The following is a 21208-nucleotide window of genomic DNA, read 5'->3' as shown; positions in this document are numbered from 1 at the left end:
GGGCAAATCGCCCCATGCGGCGCCGGTTTTCGGCCGTCGAGTGAGCAGCAGTCCCCCGCGCCACACCGCGGACTCCGGCGACGCCGGCTCCACGTCGATGCCGTGGTCCCTGTTGACACTCCTTGCACGGGGAACCCGGGCGTCATGAGCAAGACCGCACTGATCGTCATCGACATGATCAACACGTACGACCACCAGGACGCCGAACAGCTGCTCCCCTCGGCCCACAAGGTGGTTCCGGTCCTCTCCGACCTGCTCAGGACAGCACGGTCGAGGGACGTCACGGTGATCTACGTCAACGACAACTTCGGTGAGTGGCGCTCTCACCACGGCGAGCTGCTCCAGCAGGCCCTCGCCGGGCCACACGCCGACCTGGTGGAACCGGTGAAACCGGACGGCTCCTCGCTGTTCGTGCTCAAAGCACGCCACTCGGTGTTCTTCGAGACCCCGCTGTCCTACCTGCTGCGCCAGCAGGGCATCGAGCGGTTGGTCCTCTGCGGCCAGGTGACCGAGCAGTGCGTGCTCTACTCCGCCCTCGACGCCCACATCCGCCACTTCGAGGTCGTCGTCCCGCGCGACGCGGTCGCCCACATCCACTCCGATCTCGCGGACGCGGCACTGCGCATGATGGAGCGCAACATGGGGGCGCGGGTGTGCGACAGCGGTGAGCTGTGGGACTGAGCCGCGTACCGATCCTGGCCTGCCAGTAGCGCGACGCTCCCCTCGGCATCGAAGCGCTTCGATGCGATCGCCGCAGCGGGGAGGCCGGGCAATGACCCCGGTAAAGGAAGTTTCTTAGCGGTTCCACCCCTTGTTGCGCGCGAACTGTGCCGTTAACGTTCCCGGCCAGGCGAAGCGCTTCGACACTCTCAGGGGAGGGCCGCCGCGCCGTGCTCAGCGTCGCCTGACCGCTCCCGCCCCCTGGAAAGGCAGCCATGACCAGCGCACCGCAGACCCTCCGGTGGGGCCATCAGGCTCTTGAGGTCGAAATCGGCGTCGACGAGGACGGCACTCCCCGCCTCACGCGGATCGGCCTGCCCGGCGGCGTGCGGCCGGAGCGCCGGAACTGGCCCCCGCTGCCCCTGGTGGAGGTGACGGCGGCGGGCCACGGCCGCGTCTGGTCGGGCGGGCGCCTGATCGACACGTCCCTCGGCGGACGGCTGCGTCACCGTGCCCATCGCGTCAGCCGGGACGGTGACTGGCACGAGCTCCGCGTCGAACTCCACGACCCCGAGACCGGTCTCGTCGCCGAGGTCACCTACCGCTCGCCGGACGGGGTGCCCGTGCTGCGTGCCGAGGTGGACCTGCGCAACGAGGGGGAGACGACCCTGCACCTGGAGTCGGTCTCCTCACTCGTCGTGGGCTGTCTCGCCGACGGTCCGCAGGCCGTCGACGACGCCGACCTGTTGTGGGCCGAGAACGACTGGATCGCCGAGTGCCGCTGGCAGCGCCGGCCGATGCGGGTGACCTCACCCGTCCTCGCCGATCGCGTCGTCCACGACAACGGCAAGGGCATGTTCGCCCGGACCGGCCGGGGCGTGTGGTCCAGCTGCGGGCAGCTGCCCATGGGCGGCCTGACGGACCGTCGTCTCGGCCGCACCTGGGTGTGGCAGATCGAGCACAACGGCGGCGGCTGGCACTGGGAGTGCGGTGAACGGGACAGACTCGCGTACCTGGCCCTGTCCGGCCCGACCGACACCCACCACGGCTGGCGGCATGCCTTGGAGGCAGGCGCACGGTTCACCACCGTGCCCGTGGCCCTCGCCTTCAGCGAGGACGGCGGCCCCGACGAGGCGTTCGCCGCGCTCAACCGCTACCGCCGTGCCGCCCGCCGTCCGCACACCGACCACGAGCGACTTCCCGTCATCTTCAACGACTACATGAACTGCCTGATGGGCGACCCCACCACGGACAAACTCCTGCCGCTGGTCGACGCGGCGGCCGACGCGGGCGCGGAGTACTTCGTCATCGATGCCGGCTGGTACGACGGCGAGAACGGCGGCTGGTGGGACAGTGTGGGCGCCTGGGAGCCGGCGGCCTCGCGCTTCCCCGGGGAGCGCGGAATCCACGAGGTTCTCGACCGCATCCGCGCGCGCGGCATGGTGCCCGGCCTGTGGCTGGAGCCGGAGGTGATCGGCGTCCGCAGCCCCATGGCCAAGTCCCTGCCCGACGAGGCGTTCTTCCGCCGCGACGGCGTCCGCGTCACGGAGACCGGCCGCCACCATCTGGACCTGCGCCACCCCGCCGCCCGGGCCCACCTGGACCGGGTCGTGGACCGCCTGGTCGGCGAGTGGGGCGTCGGCTACCTCAAGCTCGACCACAACATCGACCCCGGCTCCGGCACCAGCGCCCACCCGGGCGAGACCCCCGGCGCGGGCCTGCTCGGGCACAACCGCGCCCACCTCGACTGGCTCGACGGCGTCCTCGACCGCTACCCGCATCTGGTCATGGAGAACTGCTCCTCCGGCGGCATGCGCTGGGATCACGCCCTGCTGTCCCGGCTCCAGCTCCAGTCCACCAGCGACCAGCAGAACCTCCAGCTGTACGCACCCATCGCGGCGTCCGCGCCCACCGCCGTCACCCCCGAACAAGGGGCGGTCTGGGCCTACCCCCAGCCGGCGGACTCGCTCGACGAGGTCGCCTTCACCCTGGCCAACGCCCTCCTGGGCCGGATCCATCTCTCCGGTCCGCTGCCGGACCTGCACCCCGAGGCCCGGGCCCTGGTCCACGAAGCGGTCGCCACGTACAAGAGCATCCGCGCCGATCTCGTACACGCCGTCCCGTCCTGGCCCCTCGGTCTTCCGGCCTGGGACGACCCCTGGATCGTGCTGGCCCTGCACACCCCCGACACCACCTACCTCACCGTCTGGCGCCGGCCCGGCACCCAGCCCACCGCCGCACTCCCCCTGCCCCGACTCCGCGGTCGCGCGCACCGCGTCGAAGTGCTCCACCCCGCCGTGAGCCGGGCCGACGTCACCTGGAACCCCGACACCGCAGACCTCACGCTGACGCTGCCCACGGCCCCTTCCGCGGTGCTGCTCCGCATCGATCACACGGCAACAACCGTATGAGAGGGAGGTTTTGAGGGGATGTCAGCCGACCAGGCCGCCTCACCGACCGGGTCATCGACTTGTTGTGCATCATCTCGCCCCCGGGCGCCCCTCCCTCGACCACCTGCACGCACCTCCCCCCACGGGCGGAATCACCGCCCGGCCGACAGAGAAGGGTCAGAGATGAAGCGAGCGCACCACCCCACCGGCCGCCGCAGCCACGGTCCCGGCCGTGTGCTGGGCCTCCTGCTGGCGCTGGTCACCATGCTCGGGGTGACCAGCACCGCGGCCCTCGCCGCGCCCGCCCGACAGAGCTCGCTCCCGACGCAGCGCGCGCTCGCCGCGAGCCCGACGGACACGGTGGCGGCGATGCAGCCCAGCTGGAACCTGGGCAACACCCTGGACGCCATCCCCGACGAGACGTCCTGGGGCAACCCGGCGGCCACCAAGGCCCTGTTCGACACCATCAGGAGCCAGGGTTTCCGCAGCGTCCGCATCCCCGTGACCTGGACCGACCACCAGTCGTCCGCGGCGCCCTACACGATCGACGCGACCTGGATGAACCGCGTCAAGCAGGTCGTCGACTGGGCGCTGGCCGACGGCCTGTACGTCGTGCTGAACGTCCACCACGACTCGTGGCAGTGGGTCGCCACCATGCCCACCGACCATGACAACGTGCTGGCCCGGTTCAAGGCCACCTGGACCCAGATCGCCGCCGAGTTCAAGGACTCCCCGCAGTCCCTGCTCCTGGAGAGCAACAACGAGCCGCAGTTCAACAACACCACCGACGCCCAGGGCATCCAGTACAACGACGAGCTCAACACCGCGTTCCACAGCGTCGTACGCCAGTCCGGCGGCAACAACGCGACCCGGCTGCTCGTCCTGCCCACGCTGCACACGAACTCCGGTCAGGTCTTCCTGGACGCCCTCGCCGCGAACATGAAGTCGCTGAACGACAGCAACCTCGTGGTGACCGTGCACTACTACGGCTACTACCCGTTCAGTGTGAACGTCGCCGGGGGCACACAGTTCGACGCCACTTCGCAGCAGGACATGACCGACAACTTCGCCAGGCTGCGCGCCACCTTCACCTCCAAGGGCATCCCCGTCTACCTCGGTGAGTACGGTCTGCTGGCGTACCCGGACTCCAACCACCCCTCCCGGATCGAGCGGGGCGAGGCGCTGAAGTACTTCGAGCAGTTCGGCTACGAGGCCCGTGCCGCCCGCGTCACCACCGCCCTGTGGGACCCCGGGACCTTCGCGTTTCTGAACCGTACGACCCGGCAGTGGACCGACCCGGCACTGTTCGCCGCGATCAGGTCCAGCTGGACCACCCGTTCCGGCACCGCGTCCTCGGACCGGGTCTTCCTGGCCAAGTCGAGCACCATCACCGCCAGGTCTCTCACCCTCAACCCCAACGGCCTGACGTTCCAAGGGGTTTGGCAGGGCGGCAAACAGCTCGCCCAGGGCCGGGACTACACCGTCTCCGGCACCCGGCTCACCCTCACCGCCGCCGCCCTCACCCGGCTCGCGGGCGACCGGGCCTACGGGACCAACGCGACCATCGAGGCCCGGTACTCCGGCGGAGTGCCCTGGAAGATCTACGTGACCTCGTACGACAGGCCGGTGCTCTCGAACGCGAGCGGCTCCACGAGCGGCCTGACCATCCCCACCCAGTACCGGGGTGACCAACTGGCGACCATGGAGGCCACCTACGCCGACGGTTCCAACGCCGGGCCCGTCAACTGGAGTCCCTACCAGGAGTTCAACGTGTCCTTCAGTCCGGACTACTCCGGCAACGGGCTCCTGCTCACCTCCGACTTCCTCAACGCGCTGCGGGACAACACGCAGGCCACGCTCGTCCTCCACTTCTGGAGCGGCGCCACCGTGACCTACCGCGTGACCAAGAACGCCGGTTCGGTGACCGGCACCGTGGCCTAGGCTGGTGACTGATCGCCGTGGTCGACGAGGGGGTTACGGGGCATGAGCGGGAACGTGACAGCGGTCAGCAGCAACGGGGAGTACTCGTTCACCAAGCCGAACCGGGACAGCATCAGACTGCTCGCCGGGCTTGGTGTGGAGGGGGACGTGCACGCCGGTGTGACGGTCAAGCACCGCTCGCGCGTCGCGCAGGACCCCACCCAGCCGAATCTGCGCCAGGTCCACCTCATGCATGAAGAGCTCTTCGCCGAGGTCGTCGGGGCGGGGTTCAAGGTGGCGCCCGGCGAACTCGGCGAGAACATCACCACGCGCGGTATCGATCTGCTCGGTCTGTCGGTCGGCACATTGCTGCGTATCGGCGATTCCGCGGTCCTGGAGATCACCGGTCTGCGCAATCCCTGCCTGCAGATCGACACCTTCCAGGACGGACTGCTGAAGCAGGTGGTCGGCCGCGACGACGCGGGGAAGATCGTACGCAAGGCCGGAATCATGAGCATCGTGCGGGAAGGCGGTGTGGTGCGCCCCGGGGACACGATCGACGTGGAGCGTCCCAGTGGTCCGCACCGGCCCCTGGACCGGGTCTGACACTCGCCCCACCGGCCGGCTGCTCCTCCACCGAGGGGCAGCCGGTCCGGCAGTCGTGCGCCTCGCCGAAGGAATCCGAGAGACTTCGACGAGGCGCCGCTGACCGAGGTCGGTCAGCTCTGCAGGCGCCAGTGCTGGTTGGCGCCGCCCGAGCAACTCCACAGCTGGACCTTCGTCCCGTTGCCGGTCCCCTGGCCGCTGGCGTCCAGGCAGAGCCCCGACTGCGCCGCCGTGATCGTGCCGTCCGGGTTGATGTTCCACTGCTGGTCCGCCTGGCCGTTGCAGTCCCAGATCGCCGCCGGGGCGCCGTTGCCCGCGCCCTGGCCGACGCCCAGGCACTTGTTGCCGTAGACCACCAGCTGCTTTCCGGTGGTGTGGGTCCAGCGCTGGTTGGCGCCGCCGTTGCAGTCCCACAGCTGTGCCTGCGTGCCGTTGGCCGTGGTCGAGTTGTTGATGTCGAGGCAGCGTCCCGACTGCTGGCCGACGATCTCCTGGTTGTCGGTGGGCTGCGGAGTCGGCGGCGTGCCCGAGTCGAACTGGGTGAAGAACTGCCACACCGCGGCCGACGTCCAGGTGCGCCAGCCGTCACCGGTGGAGCCGTCGATGGGTCCCGGGTCGTGGCCCGCTCCGTCGAACGCGGCCCAGACGACGGGGTATCCGGACCTGCATCCGGAGTAGGTGGTGATGATGTGCGTCAGGCTTCCGTAGGCCGGCTCGGGCGGGTTCTGCGGGGTGCAGCCGTTGTTGCGGACGAAGGTGTCACGCAGTTGGCGTCCCGATGCGATGGGCAGGACGTTGTCCCTGCCGCCGTGCAGCCCCATGTAGGCGATGGGCTGGGTGCCGCCGTTGCAGCCGCTGAGGTTCGCGCCGGAGTAGACGGCGACCGCGCGGAAGACCGTCGCACGGGAGCAGGCGAGGGCGTACGACATCGCGCCGCCGTAGCTGAATCCGGCGGAGAACAGCTGGGTGGTGTCGACGCACAGACCTGACTCGATCTGGTTGACCATGGCGTCGACGAAGGCCACGTCCTGGCCGCCGGGGTTGGCCCAGCCGTTGCCGTTGCCCTGGGGGGCGACGAAGATGGTGCTGTTGTTCGCGTTGTCCGCCAGGCGCCTGAGGCCGTAGTAGGACCAGTTGTACCCGTCCGTTCCGCCCGAGTCGACGTCGTTGGCGGTGCCGCCCCGCCAGTGGAAGCCGAAGACCAGCCGGTAGGGGTGGTTGTTGTCGTAGCCGGCGGGGACCCGCAGGATGTACGTGCGGTTCTGGCCGCCGCTCTGGATCGTGTGCGTCCCACTCGTCAGTGTGGGCACCTTGCCGCAGCCGGCGGTCGCGTTGACGCCGCCGGCACCCCTGACCGAAGCCAGCGCGCCGAGGCCGCTGGCGAACGAGCTGCCCGTGCCCGTCAGAACCAGAAGCAGCGCGGCCGCGAGCGACAGTAAGAGCGGTGTGCGTTTCATGCGTTCCTTCTTCCGTGGGGGGTGAGAGGGAGAGGCGCGGGGAGCGCTGGTGTTCAGACGGCGGTGACGGTCCATTCGTTGTTGGTGCTGGAGTTCGGCGTCCACAGCACGGTGGTGGAACCGCTCGTGGTGCTGCCGCTGCCGTCGAGGGCGGTTCCGGTGCCCCGGTTGACGATCTGGTAGCGGTTGTTGCCGAGGCCGACCAGCGACCACTGCTGGTTGTTGCCGCCGTTCCAGGCCTGCTGGCGGGCGGGAGCGCCGTTGGCGGTGTTGCCGTAACTGTCGGCGGCCATGCCGTTGGTGCGGTTGACGATGCGGTGGTAGCCGTTGCCGAGGTCGATCAGCTGCCACTGCAGGTTGGTGCTCCCGTCGTAGCTCCACTGCTTGAGGTTGGAGCCGGCGGCGACACTGCCCCCGCCGTCGAGCACCAGTCCGCTGGTCACGTTGGCGATCTTCACCCAGGCCGTGGAGCCGCCCGGCGCGCCCAGGACGGGGATCTCACCGGAGAAGGTGAGCCTGACCGTGTACGCCAGGGCGCTGAAGGGCGGGTTGGACGAGGGCATGGTGAGGTGCAGGCCGGACGCGTCCTGGGTCGGCGCGGGCAGGTCGATGTAGGTGCCGGCGGTGTTGCCGAGCAGTTGGGCGCCGGTCAGGCTGCTGAGGTTGATCTGGTTCGCGTTCAGCGTCGTGACGGTCATGGTGCCGCCCTGCCAGCCCAGCGCGGTGGCGTACAGGACCTTGTTGTCCCGGCTGCGGGTGAACCGGATGTCCTGCGGTTTGCCGGCCACCGGGCCGCTGAAGGAGCCTCCGCCCATCTTGGTGGGGCCCTCTCCGTAACTGGCCCAGGAGCGGGTGGCGTAGACCGCCTCGCCGAAGCGGCCGAGCCAGTCGCCCATGGCGAGCAGGATGGACTGCTGTCCGGAGGGGATGGTGCCGTCGGCCATCGGGGCGATGTTCAGCAGCATGCTGCCGCCCTTGCTGACCCGGTCGATCAGCGAGTGCAGCAGGGCCTGCGTCGAGTAGTAGCCGATGCCCACCGTGTAGCACCAGCTGGAGGAGGAGATGCTGTCGTCGGTGAGCCAGTAGGGGGTGAGCAGTCCTGCCGGGCCTCCGCGCTCGAAGTCGAAGACCTCGCCCTTGTTGTTGAGGCCGTCCTTGTAGGTCGCGACCACGTCCTTGTTCCACGCGACGGCCTGGTTGTAGTAGTGCGCGAGGAACTGCAGCCGGTAGGACTCCTGCACGAGGTTCAGGTCGAAGTCCTGCCAGACCAGGTCCGGCTGGTAGCCGTCGATGACCTCGACCAGCTTGTCGTACCAGAGCTTGTTCTCCGGCGCCGAGCCCTGCTGGCCGTAGAGGATGCGGAGCGCCGGGTCCGACTGGTTCGGCACATGGTCGTAGAAGCCGTTGAAGTGGTACGCGTGGTGCAGCGAGGCCATGAACTTCAGCCCCTGCCCGCGGATGGCCTGTGCGTGCAGTCCCGCCAGGTCCAGCTTGGGGCCGTGCTGGACCGAGTTCCACGGGTTGGAGCGGCTGTTCCACATGGAGAAGCCGTCGTGGTGTTCGGCGACCGGGCCGGCGAATCTCGCGCCCGCCGCCTTGAAGAGGCGGGCCCAGGCGTCCGGGTCCCACTTGCCGCCCTGGGAGACCAGCTTGGGGGCGAACTGCACGAAGTTGCCCGCCTTGTCGCGGGCGCCGTCGATGAAGTTGTGGTACGGCCAGGCCGAGGGGTCGCCGTAGGTGGCCTTGTGGTGGTTGTTCTCGGCCGAGCCGCCGATGTACATGTTGCGCGGATACCACTCGTTGCCGAAGGCGGGGACGCTGAAGGCGCCCCAGTGGTAGTAGATGCCGAACTTGGCGTCCTGGAACCAGGCGGGGGCCGGGGGGTGCTGGTCCACGGAGGACCAGCTCGGGTTGTAGCTCTGGGGGCCCTCGGTGGCGGCGGCGTCGGGCGCGAACCGCAGCAGGCCGACAGCTGTCGCGGCACCGGCCGCCGCCAGCAGCCGGCGCCGGCTCAGCGGCAGGGGGGAGGAAGTCATGTGGGGCCTTTCAGAAGGATCGGGCGGGCTCGGGAAGTCCGCCCGCCGGTCACGTGGTCAGTCGCGCGTCCACTTCTGGCTGCTGCCGCCGTTGCAGGTCGACAGCTGGAGCGGGGTGCCGTTGGCCGTTCCGGCGCCGGTGGCGTCCAGGCAGAGGCCGGACTGGACACCGGTGAGGGTGCCGTCGGTGTGGAGCGTCCACTTCTGGTTGGCGCCGCCGTTGCAGTCCCAGATGGTCACCTTGGTGCCGGGGCTGGTGCCCTGGCCTGCCGCGTCCAGGCAGGCGCTGCCGTAGACCCGCAGCTCACCGGCCGAGGTGTTGGTCCACTGCTGGTTGCTGCCGCCGTTGCAGTCCCACAGCGCCACCTGGGTACCGGCCGTGTGCGACTGGTTCGGCACGTCCACGCACCGGCCGGAGGCGCTCCCGACGATCGCGCCGGTGACACCGCCGTCGTTTCCGCCGCTGCCTAGGGTGACGGACAGGTTGTCGAACTGCGCTGTCTCGCCCTGGCTGGTGCCGTAGCCGATCTGGCCGGTCGCCCAGGTGCCGTCGTTCGCGGAACCGACCGTTGAGCCGTCGACGACCGCGGTGATCGTGGTGCCGGAGAAGGTGAGGCCCAGGGTGTGCCAGCGGTTGGTGCCCAGCGCGGCGGTGTTGCCGCGGGCCAGGGTGGCGACGGTGCCGTTGGTGTTGGAGTTGAGGATCGACCAGCCCCCGGTGTCGCTCACCCGCAGGCGGTAGGCGTTCTGCCCGCCGCCGTGGTCGTAGTCGTGCGCGCCCGCACGGCCGATCAGTTCGACGTAGCCGGGCTGTTCGAGCAGCACGTCCGACGAGACGGTGTAGTTGCCCCAGCCCGTCTCTCCGAGCAGCGCGTGCGGATCCGTCAGCGAGTCCCAGGTGATCGGCTTCTGCGGGCTCATCTGGCGCACGCACTTTCCGTCGCGGCCGCCGCCGCAGCCCACCGCCTCGAAGGCACCCTGCCAGTCCATGAGGTACTTCGCCTCGGTGCCGGTGGCATAGCTGTCGAAGGAGTCGCTGTACGGCAGCTTGAGCGCGCCCCGGGCGGGACCGGTGGCGGTGCCCTTGCCCTGTCCGGTCGTGGTGGTCAGGGTGTACAGGTGGCCGGGCTGCACGGTCAGGCTGAAGCCGCCGCCGGACGGGGTGATGTCCGCGGCGTGCACGAAGTGGTCGGCCGGGTCGGCGGACCTGATGTCGGTGGACCAGACATGGACGGTTCCGGCGGACAGCCCTCCGGTGACGTTGAAGTTCAGCGTCTGCGCGCCGGTGGCGTCCATGGTCTCGATGACCGTGGAGTAGTCGGAGTTGTTGGTGGACTTGAGCGAGACGTAGCTGCCGTTCGCGCGGTTGCCGCCGACGTAGCCGCTGGAGGCGTCGAGGTAGTGCCATCCCGGGCTGGTGAACTGGCTGGTGTGCGCCATCACCCAGGTGTTCTTGCCGATGGAGTAGGAGCCGGACCACGGCTGCGCGGCCAGGGCCATGCCCATGGTGGGGTACGGCAGGTTGGGTGTGAGCGCGGCGACCACAGGCCAGTTGAGGTACGCGGTCATGCGCCCGTCGATGTAGCCGCGGTTGATGCCGCGGGCCATGGCCTGCGCTCCCCCGTTGTAGTCGTCCGAGCCGTTCTCGCTCGCCCACAGCGGCTTGCCGGAGTTCAGGGCGGCCGCCGGCACCGTGCAGGTGGACTGGGAGGACCGGTAGCCGCAGGGATAGTGCGTGCCGATGGCGCTCACCGCGGAGGCGAACGCCGGGTTGGAGTTGACGTCGTTCGCCACGGACCAGTCCGAGTCGGCCGCGATGATCTTGACGCTGCCGTAGCCGTTGCTGTTGAGCGCGCTCCGCAGCTGCTGGTACCAGGAGACGTTGTAGCCCCGCTCGTTCCACCCGCCGAGGTAATCGATGCTCAGCCCGTGCTGCTTGGCACAACCCAGCCATGAGACCAGGTAGTTGACCATGTCGGTGGACCAGAAGTTCCCGTTGCCGATCCAGCCCGGGGCGCCCCAGGCGAGCCCGTACAGCTTGATGTTCGGGTTGCGGGCCTTGGCCTGCTCCATCAGCCACCATTCGTAGCCCCGGTCGCAGTTCAGGTCGGAGCGGGTGTGCTGGTGGCTGGGCTCGGCTCCCGAGGTGGAGTTGGTGTCCCCGCCGATCTCGGCCTTGAGCATCTGCAGGGAGGCGCCGTAGCCGGGCCGGAAGAGGTAGTCGAGGACCTGGCCGCGCTGGGGTTCGGGATAGTCGATCAGGAGTCTGCTGTTGCCGCCTCCCCCGCTGATCGCGCCGACACCGTCGAAGGTCCGTCCGCCGGAGGTGCCGTTGAGGGTGATGGAGGTGGCTGCCCGGGCCGGGGCGGCGGCTGTGCCCACGACGCCGCCGGCGGCCAGGACGAGGCCCGCCAGCACGGCCGTGGGGACACGCAGGCGCCGTAACAGCCGTACGAGTGCTGACACGGTGGGTTCCTTTCGCAGATGTGAGGTGTCCACGGCCGGTGCGGTCGGCGGACGGTTCAGCGGACGAAGAAGTCCTGGTTGGTGCCCGGCGCGTTCTTGCACTGCCACTGGTCGAGTTGCTGGCCCGCGGTGCTGCCGGCGCCGTAGACGTCCAGGCACAGACCGCTGTTGCGGTTCTGGAAGGCGTAGGAGCCGTCGGACTGGCGCACCGGCAGCCAGAGGCCGTTAGCGGTTGTGCCGGGGGGCTGTTGGACGATGTTCGGGGTGCCCGCCGTCGTGGAACCGCCGGCCACGGCCACGTCCTGGCCGGAGTTCTGGGCGCGCAGTTCGCCGTAGCCGCCCGTGGCCGGCACGAACTGGAACTGCTGATTGCTCTGCCCGTTGCAGGTCCACTGGTCGATCGCGGCGCCCGCGCTGCCCGAGTTCCCGTACACGTCCAGGCACAAGTTGTTGTTGGCGACGACGAGTTGGTGGGAGCCGGTCGGGAAGCCCTCGCCGCCGGAGGAGGCCGGGGTGAGATAGACGGCGAACGCGTCGTGCGTGGCCTGGAACGTCAAGGGCACGGTGATCGAGCCGCCCGAGGCGCTCAGGTTCTGGTCGTAGACGGTCAGGGGCGCACCGAGCGGTGCCTGGTCCGGGATGCGGTGCACGGTGACGTGCACGCTGCCGGCGTTCGTCAGCCAGGGCACGGACGACAGTCCGTTGAAGGTCACCGACGAGGTGCCGGAGTTGCCGTTGGAGTCGCCGATGATCGCCACCGCGCGCTTGTTGGTGGCGTCCTCGGAGGCCGAGATCGCCGTCGAGCCGACCTGGCCGGAAGTGTCGACGAGGGTGCCGGTCATGTCGGCGTAGTCGCGCAGCGCCCACCAGTTGCCCGTCGGCTGCCAGGTGCCTCCGCTCTGGGTGAGCACTCCCGTCAGGTTGGGGGTGACACAGCAGACCCAGTTGCCGCGCATCGCGTTGGTGTACCCGGACTGCGCGAACCGCGCCAGGTACCAGGCCGTCACTCCGGCGGTCTGCCGGTCGGCGGGCTGGTACTCGTTCGCGGACAGCGGCCGGGGGCCGATGCCGGCCGTGGTCAGGGCGCTGTTGAGGGACTGGGAGACGGTGACCGGGTCGTCGACATCACCCTCGTCGTGGTTGGTGATCATGTCCGGTACCGTCCCGGCCGCCTTCACGTGTGCGAGCCAGGTCCGCCATTCACCCGGGTTGCTCTGCGGGGTGAAGGCGAGCGACGGCCCGACGATCTGCGCCGAGGGGGCGAGTCGCCGGATCTCCCGGTAGGCCGTGTCCCACATCTGGAAGTACTGGGCGCTGTTCACGCCCCGGGTCCAGAAGACGGAGATGTCGGGCTCGTTCCAGATGTCGTAGGCGAACGGCAGCCCGGTCGCCTGCAGTGCTCCCACCGTGGAGTCGATGAAGGTGATCCAGTTGGAGCAGTCGCCGTTGTCGCACGGGTACCTCGTGTTCGACGGCTGTCCGCCGTTGGCGCCGTAGATGTCGCTGACCAGTACCTGGTACTGCGCGTGGTACGGCGGCTGGGTGAGCCGTTTCGCCTGCGCGACGATCGAGTCGATGTCGGCCCGAGTGGCGGATCCGTACTGGTAGTTGTCCTTGATCCAGCCGCCGGAGAACCAGCCGCCGCCACGGAAGGCGTTGATCCCCAGCGGCTTGATGAACTGGTCGGCCGGCTGACTGCCGTCCTGGGTGAAGCCGTAGAGGAAGCCCTCCCCCACGCCGGTCGACGGGCCTCGCGTCGAAGCGAGGTTGACGCTCAGCGCCTCGCCCGAGGCGGCCCGGCTCTCGGTCGTCGCCGGCAGTTGCAGCACGAACGCCAGGACGATGCCGATGGCCAGTAGCAGACGGCCTGATCTTGCTCTCGTCCTCATTCGGTCCTCCTACGTCACGCCTCAGGGGGTCAGCTCAGTGACCACTGCTGGTTGGATCCGCCGTTGCAGGTCCACAGTTCGACGGGGGTGCCGTTGGCGGTGCCGGCGCCGGTCACGTCCAGGCACAGGCCGGACTGGGCGCTGGTGACGGTGCCGTTGGCGTTGACGTTCCACTGCTGGTTGGCCTGGCCGTTGCAGGTCCAGGTGATGACCTTGGTGCCGGGGCTGGTGCCCTGGTTGGAGGCGTCCAGGCACAGCCGGCTGCTGCCGGAGTACACGGCGAGCTCGCGGGAGTCGGTCCGGGACCAGGTCTGGTTGGCCGCTCCGGTGCAGTCCCGGATCTGCGTCTGCGTGCCCGGCGACGTGGACGCGCCCGGCACCTCCAGGCACTTGCCCGCACCCACGGCGTGCAGCGCGGTCGAGGTACCGCCACCGCCCCCGGCGCCGTAACCGGCCGCGGTGATGGCGGCCTGGACGGCGTTCTCGGTGGCGTCGGAGGGATAGCCCGCCGTCATCGCACCCTCGAAGAACTCGCCCACGCCGTTGGGGCTGTTGTCTCCCCCGGTGCCGAGCAGGACCGAGCTGTCGACCTTCATCGGTGAGTAGCCGTTCGGCAGGGGGCCTGAGAAGGTGGTGGTCAGTCCGCCGCTCGCGCCGTTGCCGTATTTGAGCGTGAAGTTGGTGGTGCCGTTGTTCTTCAGCCACGCGCTGACGAACGGGTAGTGCACGCCAGGGTTGTTCGGGTCCTTGTTGGAGCCGGTGTTGGTGTGGAACATGCCGTTCTCCAGGTCGGCCTCGACCCACGGGCCGCTGCCGGTGCAGCCGCCGAACCAGCAGGCGGTACCCCAGTAGATGGCGTTCATGGTGGCGTTGCCGGTGTCGGTGTGGGAGTTCTCACCGCTGCCGTAGTCGAAGCAGCACCACTGGCTCGTGTAGTTCGACGAGGTGACCATGTAGATGCCTTCGGGCTGGGCCCCGGTGGGCACACCCCTCGCGTGGTCGAGCCGGTAGCCGACGCCGGGGGTGACCTTGACGCCGAACACCTGGTGACCGGCCGCGGTCACCGGCAGGGCCATGGCGTCCGCGCCGACATCGGACCCGTTGGGCCCCGGTCCCTTCCAGTAGCCGCCCCAGGAGATCGGCATGTCGTTGTGCTGGGCGGTCTGGTCGTAGATCTTCGTGATCGTGCACGACGTGCCCGAGCAGAACGACACCTGGGACGCGCCGTCCGCGTACCCGCCCGCACTGAGCAGCCCGATGTCGCGGTAGCTGTGATCGGAGGCCCGCTGGATCTGGTACAGCGGGCCGTTGTACGAGGCGAAGAGCGCCCTGGTCGTGGCGTGTGCCGTCACGCACGGCGTGCCCCCCGCGGCGTAGAGGTCGCACGGGAGCGACACGTCCGCCGCGCGCTGAGTCGCCGGGGCGTCCTGCTGGGAGGTGGCGGACGCCGGTGCGCCGAACACGGCCACCACCATCGCCAGGGCGACAAGGAGCACGGCTTTCCCTCGCCTGCGTGGGCTCTCAGCGGCTGGTTCGAGCATGGATGCCTCCTCCTGGGTTCGAAAGCGCGGTCATCCCAACGTCCACCGCTGGCTGCTTGCGCCGTTGCAGGTCCGCAGCTCGGCGAGGGCGCCGTCAGCGGTGGCCCCGCCCGCTACGTCCAGGCACAGGCCCGACTGGACGCCGGTGACCGTGCCGTCGGTGTTCAGCGTCCATTGCTGATTGCTCTGGCCGTTGCACGTCCAGATCTCGACCTTCGTGCCCGGCGTGGTCTGGTTGTTGTAGGCGTCCAGGCACATCTGGGCGCTGCCGGAGTAGACGGTGAACTGGTTGGACGCGGAGTGCGTCCAGGTCTGGTTGGCGCCGCCGTTGCAGCTCCAGATCTCCACCTGGGTGCCCGCGGTGGTGGTCGCGTTGGGGACGTCCAGGCACTTGCCCGCACCCACCGCGTGCACCGCGCCGGTCACGCCGGTGCCGCCGCTGGTGCCGCCCGCGACCCGGTACATCACGGTGCCGTGCGCCGGGACCGAGGCGCTGATCGTGCCCGAGGTGGTGGAGGACGCTCCGGACCACAGGTCGGTCAGGGTGTAGGCGGACGCCCCGGTCTTGCCGATCGCGGCCGTGGTGGTCGAGATGGTCGCTGTAGAGCCCGTCTCGTTGAACAGCGCCACCGACACGTCTCCGTTGGCCAAGGGCTTGGCCAGCACGTCCCGGCCGCCGGAGGAGGAGACCATGGTGCCCTGCTTGCCGAGGGGGTCCTGGTCGACCGCGATCACCCGGGAGTTGGTCAGCGTGGCCAGCGTCTCCGCGCCGGCCGAGGGGATGTTGGTGCCCGCGATCAGCGGCGCGGCCATCTCCGCCCACAGGCTGAACTCGCTGCGGCTCTCGGTAACCGTCATCGAGCCGTTGCCGACCTCCAGCATGTCCGGGTCGTTCCAGTGACCGGGGCCCGCGTAGGAGGCCAGTCCCACGTTGCTGTGGAAGATCGACAGCATGCTGGAGAAGGTGGCGCTGATGTCCCCGGTGGTGCGCCAGCTGTTGCCCACGTTCGCGCCCCAGGTCCACACGTTGTCCTGGCCCCAGTTGCACAGGCTGTACAGGATCGGCCGGCCGGTGGCCGCGAGGGCGTCCCGCATCGCGGTGTAGCGGCTCTGCGCGGACACCCCGTTGTTGTTGCAGTTGTCGTACTTCAGGTAGTCCACGCCCCACGACGCGAACGACTGGGCGTCCGTGCTCTCGTGCCCCAGGCTGCCCGGGTACCCGGCGCAGGTGGCGGTGCCCGCGTCCTCGTAGATCCCCAGCTTCAGCCCCAGCGAGTGCACGTAGTCGGCGGTGCCCTTGATGCCGTCGGGGAACTTGGCCGGGTCCGGCACCAGACGGCCGCCGGAGTCGCGGTTGTGGGTCATCCAGCAGTCGTCGATGTTGACGTAGGAGTAGCCCGCTGCCTGCATGCCGTTGGTGTGCATCGCCTGCGCGGTCGACTTGATCAGGGACTCCGACACATTGCAGCCGTACGCGTTCCAGTCGTTGAAGCCCATCTGCGGGGTCAGTGCCAGCCCGTTGCCCAGTGCGGCGGCGGGCTGGGCCGTGCCGAGGGAGACGAGGGGTACGCCTACGCAGAACAGCGCGATGGCGAAGGCGAAGGCCAGTGTGCGAGTAATCATGTGCATGTCATCCACTCCTGGGCCGGGTTGCGGCAGAACACGCCGTGGGACAGAGGGACTCAGCGATACCCGGCCGCGATGACGTTGGCCTGCACCGCGTTGTCGGTCGCGTCGGAGGGGTAACCGGCGACCATGGCCCCCTCGTAGAAGGTGCCGGCGCTCTGGTTGGCGCCGCCCCCGGGCTTGCAGCAGTCACCGCCGCTGCCCAGAACGATGGCGCCCTGCTTCTTCATCGGGCTGTATCCGCCGGGCAGCGCGCCGTCCCACAGGGTGGTCAGACTGCCGGACTGCGCGTTGCCGCCCTTGAGGGCGAACCTCGACGTCCCGTTGTTCTTCAGCATCGCGGTGACGAACTTGACGGGGAACGCCCGCTGACCGGTGTTCCAGGACTGGCTGCCGCCGGAGTACAGGCCCCATTCGAGATCGGCCTGGACCCAGGGACCGCCTCCGGAGCAGCCGCCGAACCAGCACTCGGTGCCGAAGTTGATCGCGTCCATCGCCCCGGCCGCGTCGGCTTTGCGCGTCGTCTCGCTGTTGCCGTAGTCGAAGCAGCAGCCGCTGTTGACGTGGGTGCCGCTGGTCACCATGTACGCCCCTTCGGGCGCGCTGCCGGTCGGAACGCCCGTCAGATGGCCGTCCCGCCAGTAGCTGTTCCCGGGATTGATGTACAGCGAGTACGCCTTGGTGCCGCCCGCGGTCAGCGACTCGGAGGTCGCCTTCGCGGGACTGCTCTGACTCGATCCCGGGACCTGGGCCGATCCCTGGTACCACAGGTCGTTGCCGCGTCCGGACTGGTCGTAGACGACCGTGATCACACAGGATGTGCCCGCGCAGAACGAGTCCTGCGCCGCCGCGTCCGCGAAGCCGCCCGCCGCCCGTACGCCGATGTTGCGGGTCGCGTTGTCCGAGGCGCGCCTGACCTGGTACAGGCTCCCGCTGTACGACCCGTAGAGCGCCCGCACGGTGCTGTGCGCGGCCACGCACGGCGTTCCACCGGCGGAGTAGATGTCACACGGGCCCGACCCGCCGGGCGTCGGCGGAACCGTCGAGGTGGTCCACTTCTGGTTGCTCTGACCGTTGCAGGTCCACAGGATGACCGCGGTGCCGTTGGCCGTGCCCGCGCCGTTGACGTCGAGGCACAGGCCGGACTGGACACCGGTGACGGACCCGTCGGCGTTCTGCCGCCAGGCCTGGTTCGACTGTCCGTTGCACGACCAGATGATCACCGGGGTGCCCGGCGCGGTCCGGTTGTCGTAGGCGTCCACGCACCGGGTGCCGCCCATCGTCCTCAGCTCGCCCGCCGAGGTGAACTCGAACGCCTGGTTCGGCTGGTTGTCGCAGTCCTGGATGTCGAGCGCCATGCCCGGCGTGTCGACGTTGCCGTTGACGTCCAGACACCGGCCCGAGGCCGAACTCACCAAGGGCGCCGGCGTCGCCGCCGGGGCGGACCATGTCTGCGAGGTCGCCGTCATCATGGCCAGCAGCGCCATCACGCCTGTGACCGCGAACGCCGGTAAGCGTCGTCTGCGAGCCGTGGGGCTGCGACGGGAAAGGAGTGAAGGCCGCATTCTGTTCCTCGCGTAGGTGGGGGAAGGTGACAGAGAGTGCTGTGCCTGGCCGAACGAGAGGGTGGCGAGGGCAGTCGAGAGCACCCACAGGAACTCCTCAGACATCCCATGTCCTAGTGATTCCACAGGTCCCCGAACGAGTCAATGCACTCGGCACACCCCATTGAATTCCGATGCATCCCATGTATCGTCCCTGGTCAGACCGTTGTCAGGGCATGCCGGAAGCCGCGTCCGGCGACGGCCGCCGTACCGGACGCGGAGTGTGCGTTCCGAATCACCTCACCTGAAGTTCCAGTGCTGGTTGGCGCCGCCGTTCGAGTCCCAGATCTGGACCGGGGCACCGTTGCCGGTCTGCCCGCTGGGGATCTCCAGCGCCCGGCCCGAGGCGACGTTGATCAGGGTGTACGAACCGTCGCCGTTGACGCTCGCCCGCCAGTGCTGGTTCGCACCGCCGTTGGCGTCCCAGATGGCCATCCGGGTGCCGTTGCCCGTCTGGCCGCCAGGTTCGTCCAGGACTCGCCCGCTGGCGATGTTCGTCAGCGTGTAGGAGCCGTCGCCGTTCTGACTCGCCCGCCACTGCTGGTTCGCGGCACTGCCGTTGGCGTCCCAGACCTGCACGGGCGTGCCGTTCGCCGTCTGCCCGCCGAGCACGTCCAGCACCCGGCCGGCGGCCACGTCGGTCAGCGAGTACACCTGGCCCGACACGATGCCTCCGCCGGGGTTCCCCGTCCCACCGCCGAGCGCGGAGAGGGACGCGTCGTAGGCCGGCTTCTTGTTGCCGTTGTTGTCGAACAGCAGCGGGTTCTCCCCCGTCCGCCACGAGTCGCTGTCCCTGATACCCCACACGGTGATACCGGTGCAGCGCGCGACGTTCATGCACGCCCGGACCGTGTTGCCGTACACGGTCGCCGATGCCTGGGCGATGTCGAGCTCGGTGATCTGGACGTCGACGCCCAGCGCGGCGAAGTTCGACAGCGTGGTCTGGAAACTGGACGGCGGTCCGCCTGCGCCGAAGTGGCTCTGCAGGCCGACGCAGTCGATGGGCACGCCGCGCGCCTTGAAGTCCCTGACCATGTTGTAGACGCCCTGCGTCTTGGCGTCCGACCAGTTCTCGATGTTGTAGTCGTTGTAACAGAGCTTCGCCGAGGAGTCGGCGGCGCGGGCTGTGCGGAACGCCTCCTCGATGAAGCCGTTGCCGAGCACGTTCTGGAAGACCGAGCTGCGGTGCTGGCCGCTGCCGCCGTCGGCGAACGCCTCGTTGACCACGTCCCAGGCGTAGATCTTGCCCTTGAAGTGGTTCATCTCGGTGGTGATGTGGTTGTTCATCACGCTGCGCAGGGTGTTGGCATCGCCGATCGAGCTGACCCAGCCGGGCAGCTGCGAGTGCCACACCAGGGTGTGGCCGCGCATCCGCTGCCCGTGCGCGGTGGCGTGGCTGACGATCTGGTCGGCCGGACCGAAGTTGAAGGTGCCGCGGGACGGTTCGGTGGTGTCCCACTTCATCTCGTTCTCCGGGGTGATCATGTTGAATTCCCGGTCGAGGATGGTGGAGTACGTCGAGTTGCCGAGCTTTCCGGCGGCCACGGCCGTACCGAAATAGCGGCCGCTGTCGGCCGCGGCCGCGCCCAGTGTGCCGGCCGCCGCGTGCGCGGCCGGGCTCGCCGGGCCGGCCAGGGCCAGTGCCGTGCCGGCCAGCAAGCCGGTGGCCGAGGCCAGGGCCTTGCGGAGCAGGGGCTCCTTGTTGAGCCAGGACATGAAGGATCGACCTCCCTGTGCGGGGGTGTGAGAGGAGTGGGCACCGGCCACGAGACGGTGCCTGGGTGGAGCGGGTTCACGTGTTCAGGAGACCGGCAGAGCGGTCCACTGCTGGTTGGAGCCGCCGTTGCAGTCCCACAGGACCAGTTGCGTACCGTCGGTGGTGGACGCGTTGGGGTCGTCGAGGCAACGGCCGGAGACCGGGTTGCGGTAGCCGCCGTTGTACGTCTGCCATTGCTGGTTGGTGCCGCCGTTGCAGTCCCAGATCGCGATCTTGGTGCCGTTGGCGGTGCCACGGCCGGTGGCGTCGAGGCACTTCCCGAGCGCCCGCAGGGTGCCGTCGGAGCGCGCGGACCACGTCTGCGCGGCGGAGCCGTCGCAGGACCGGATCTCCGCGGCCGTCCCGTTGGCGCTGTTGCCGCCGCTGACTCCCAGGCACTTCCCCGCGATCCCGGAGCGCACCTGCCCGCTCGCGGAGTCCGGCGGCTTGATCCAGCCTGCCGCGTCCGCGGCCTGGATGCCCGCGTTGAAGGCGTCCGCCATCTTGCCGAAGCCGCTGTCGTTGGGGTGCAGGGCGTCGGACAGATCCGAGGCGGTCAGAGCACTCATGTCGACCAGCCGTACGTGCTTCCCGGCAGCCTGTTCGGCCTGGACGATCCCGGGCAACTTGGCGTTGAACGCGGGCCGGTTGGCCTCCTCGGTGCCGCTGGTGGAGATGATCACGGTGCCGACGAGGACGGTCGCGTCGGGTACGGCCCGGGTGATCTGGTCGATGAGCGCACGGAGGCGGTCGGCCGCGGTCGGGATCTGGTAGTTGCCGTTCAGGTCGTTGGTGCCGATCTCCAGGGTGACCACGTTCGGCCGGTAACGGGCCAGCACGGAGTCCGCGATGCCGGCGATCTGGTCGATCCGCCAGCCGGAGTGACCTTCGTTGTCCGGGTCGGCCATGGTGCCGTTGCGCCCTGAGCCCACGAAGTCCAGGGTGTGGCCCTCGGCCGTCAACCTGCTCCCGAGGAAGCTCCGGTAGCTGTTCCCGGAGGGGCTGCCGACGCCCCAGGTGATCGAGTCGCCCAACGGCATCACCCGCAGGGGCGTGGGCGCGGCGGCGGCTCGCGCGGTGGAAGGCGGTGCCTCGGCGGCGGCTGCGGCAGGCCACGCGGCGCCCAAGGCGAGAGTGGCCGTCAGCGCGGCGGCCAAGGGTGCCCAGTACTTCTTCATCGGCGTTCCTCACTGGGTGCGGGTCAGTGGGTGGGGGTGAACGGACCTCCGGTTCGTGTGGGCGTTCCGGAGGCGTGAA

12 protein-coding genes and 1 pseudogene are annotated in these 21208 nt (G+C 69.2%); 4 read left to right on the top strand and 9 right to left on the bottom strand.

What is annotated here, in order from left to right; all coding sequences use genetic code 11:
- The first annotated feature begins 144 nt into the window (after nucleotides 1-144).
- From AQI94_RS30000 to AQI94_RS29985, 4 genes are all read left to right on the top strand, one after another.
- The gene (locus AQI94_RS30000; protein ID WP_031036876.1) at nucleotides 145-681 is read left to right on the top strand and encodes a cysteine hydrolase family protein; all 537 of its coding nucleotides are present in this window, start codon (nucleotides 145-147) and stop codon (nucleotides 679-681) included.
- Nucleotides 682-935: 254 nt separating this feature from the next.
- On the top strand, nucleotides 936-3071 hold the full coding sequence (locus tag AQI94_RS29995) for an alpha-galactosidase (protein WP_031036879.1): 2136 nt from the start codon (nucleotides 936-938) through the stop codon (nucleotides 3069-3071).
- Between the two features lie 162 nt (nucleotides 3072-3233).
- A complete protein-coding gene (locus tag AQI94_RS29990; protein WP_031036883.1) occupies nucleotides 3234-4991 on the top strand; it encodes a cellulase family glycosylhydrolase in 1758 nt (585 codons plus the stop codon).
- Between the two features lie 42 nt (nucleotides 4992-5033).
- The gene (locus AQI94_RS29985) at nucleotides 5034-5576 is read left to right on the top strand and encodes an MOSC domain-containing protein (protein WP_031036885.1); all 543 of its coding nucleotides are present in this window, start codon (nucleotides 5034-5036) and stop codon (nucleotides 5574-5576) included.
- A 113-nt stretch (nucleotides 5577-5689) separates the two neighbouring features.
- Here AQI94_RS29985 and AQI94_RS29980 read toward each other — a convergent pair whose 3' ends face one another.
- The 9 genes and pseudogenes from AQI94_RS29980 to AQI94_RS29940 all read right to left on the bottom strand — a co-directional run bounded on the left by AQI94_RS29980 (nucleotide 5690) and on the right by AQI94_RS29940 (nucleotide 21129).
- The gene (locus AQI94_RS29980) at nucleotides 5690-7033 is read right to left on the bottom strand and encodes a ricin-type beta-trefoil lectin domain protein (protein ID WP_031036888.1); all 1344 of its coding nucleotides are present in this window, start codon (nucleotides 7031-7033) and stop codon (nucleotides 5690-5692) included.
- Nucleotides 7034-7086: 53 nt separating this feature from the next.
- Nucleotides 7087-9069 carry an alpha-L-fucosidase gene (locus AQI94_RS29975; protein ID WP_031036891.1) on the bottom strand — a complete coding sequence of 661 codons (1983 nt, stop codon included), beginning with the start codon at nucleotides 9067-9069 and terminating at the stop codon, nucleotides 7087-7089.
- A gap of 57 nt (nucleotides 9070-9126) precedes the next feature.
- Entirely contained in the window at nucleotides 9127-11535 is a 2409-nt protein-coding gene (locus AQI94_RS29970) for a ricin-type beta-trefoil lectin domain protein (protein WP_031036893.1), read from the bottom strand.
- A 56-nt stretch (nucleotides 11536-11591) separates the two neighbouring features.
- Nucleotides 11592-13424 carry an RICIN domain-containing protein gene (locus AQI94_RS29965; protein WP_031036896.1) on the bottom strand — a complete coding sequence of 611 codons (1833 nt, stop codon included), beginning with the start codon at nucleotides 13422-13424 and terminating at the stop codon, nucleotides 11592-11594.
- A gap of 29 nt (nucleotides 13425-13453) precedes the next feature.
- Nucleotides 13454-14965: an arabinofuranosidase catalytic domain-containing protein gene (locus AQI94_RS29960; protein WP_031036899.1), complete on the bottom strand. Its 1512-nt coding sequence runs from the start codon at nucleotides 14963-14965 to the stop codon at nucleotides 13454-13456.
- 30 nt (nucleotides 14966-14995) lie between these two features.
- Nucleotides 14996-16594, bottom strand: a complete 1599-nt coding sequence (locus AQI94_RS29955; protein WP_031036904.1) for a glycoside hydrolase family 27 protein — start codon at nucleotides 16592-16594, stop codon at nucleotides 14996-14998.
- A 53-nt stretch (nucleotides 16595-16647) separates the two neighbouring features.
- Entirely contained in the window at nucleotides 16648-18078 is a 1431-nt protein-coding gene (locus AQI94_RS29950; protein WP_031036907.1) for an arabinofuranosidase catalytic domain-containing protein, read from the bottom strand.
- A 360-nt stretch (nucleotides 18079-18438) separates the two neighbouring features.
- A pseudogene (locus tag AQI94_RS29945) lies at nucleotides 18439-19911 on the bottom strand (endo-1,4-beta-xylanase); the annotation flags it as partial.
- Between the two features lie 84 nt (nucleotides 19912-19995).
- Nucleotides 19996-21129 (bottom strand): SGNH/GDSL hydrolase family protein, encoded by a 1134-nt coding sequence (locus AQI94_RS29940; RefSeq protein WP_031040488.1) that lies wholly within the window; start codon nucleotides 21127-21129, stop codon nucleotides 19996-19998.
- Between the last annotated feature and the right edge of the window lie 79 nt (nucleotides 21130-21208).

The sequence above is a fragment of the Streptomyces pseudovenezuelae genome, from assembly GCF_001513955.1.
Lineage (GTDB): Bacteria > Actinomycetota > Actinomycetes > Streptomycetales > Streptomycetaceae > Streptomyces > Streptomyces pseudovenezuelae.
Note: the sequence above shows the minus strand (reverse complement) of the source record. Positions and strands in the feature narration are given on the sequence as shown.

What these genes read in the sequence shown, in the direction of transcription:
- AQI94_RS29950 (WP_031036907.1), bottom strand. Translation starts at nt 18,078, where the DNA reads ATGGCGCTGCTGGCCATGATGACGGCGACCTCGCAGACATGGTCCGCC.
- AQI94_RS29995 (WP_031036879.1), top strand. Translation starts at nt 936, where the DNA reads ATGACCAGCGCACCGCAGACCCTCCGGTGGGGCCATCAGGCTCTTGAG.
- AQI94_RS29980 (WP_031036888.1), bottom strand. Translation starts at nt 7,033, where the DNA reads ATGAAACGCACACCGCTCTTACTGTCGCTCGCGGCCGCGCTGCTTCTG.
- AQI94_RS29960 (WP_031036899.1), bottom strand. Translation starts at nt 14,965, where the DNA reads ATGCTCGAACCAGCCGCTGAGAGCCCACGCAGGCGAGGGAAAGCCGTG.
- AQI94_RS29975 (WP_031036891.1), bottom strand. Translation starts at nt 9,069, where the DNA reads ATGACTTCCTCCCCCCTGCCGCTGAGCCGGCGCCGGCTGCTGGCGGCG.
- AQI94_RS30000 (WP_031036876.1), top strand. Translation starts at nt 145, where the DNA reads ATGAGCAAGACCGCACTGATCGTCATCGACATGATCAACACGTACGAC.
- AQI94_RS29965 (WP_031036896.1), bottom strand. Translation starts at nt 13,424, where the DNA reads ATGAGGACGAGAGCAAGATCAGGCCGTCTGCTACTGGCCATCGGCATC.
- AQI94_RS29985 (WP_031036885.1), top strand. Translation starts at nt 5,034, where the DNA reads ATGAGCGGGAACGTGACAGCGGTCAGCAGCAACGGGGAGTACTCGTTC.
- AQI94_RS29955 (WP_031036904.1), bottom strand. Translation starts at nt 16,594, where the DNA reads ATGCACATGATTACTCGCACACTGGCCTTCGCCTTCGCCATCGCGCTG.
- AQI94_RS29990 (WP_031036883.1), top strand. Translation starts at nt 3,234, where the DNA reads ATGAAGCGAGCGCACCACCCCACCGGCCGCCGCAGCCACGGTCCCGGC.
- AQI94_RS29940 (WP_031040488.1), bottom strand. Translation starts at nt 21,129, where the DNA reads ATGAAGAAGTACTGGGCACCCTTGGCCGCCGCGCTGACGGCCACTCTC.